General features: G+C 55.3%; 1 pseudogene. It reads left to right on the top strand.

Annotated elements, in window-relative coordinates:
* Positions 1–114, top strand: a pseudogene (locus AC2YI2_RS35310) (LysR family transcriptional regulator); the annotation flags it as partial.
* Positions 115–257: the final 143 nt, after the last annotated feature.

The following is a 257-nucleotide window of genomic DNA, read 5'->3' as shown; positions in this document are numbered from 1 at the left end:
GAGGACTGGACGCCCTCTCTAGCGCCCCTCGCGCTCTACTACTCCGGCAGGAAGAATCCGCCGGCTGCCTTTACAGCGTTCATTCAGGCGGCCCGGGATTTTGCGAATGGGTAACGCCCGGTGCATAGATCAATGCTCAAAGGAGATCGTTCCAGCACAGCTCGACCCCAGAAGGGATTCGAACGCTAGATGTTTGATCCCGTATTTTGATGGTGCAATCTTCTCGCAAGTTTGGAGAGATTCGCTATGGGACAGGT

It is taken from the genome of Rhizobium sp. SRI_017 (assembly GCF_057586295.1).
Note: the sequence above shows the minus strand (reverse complement) of the source record. Positions and strands in the feature narration are given on the sequence as shown.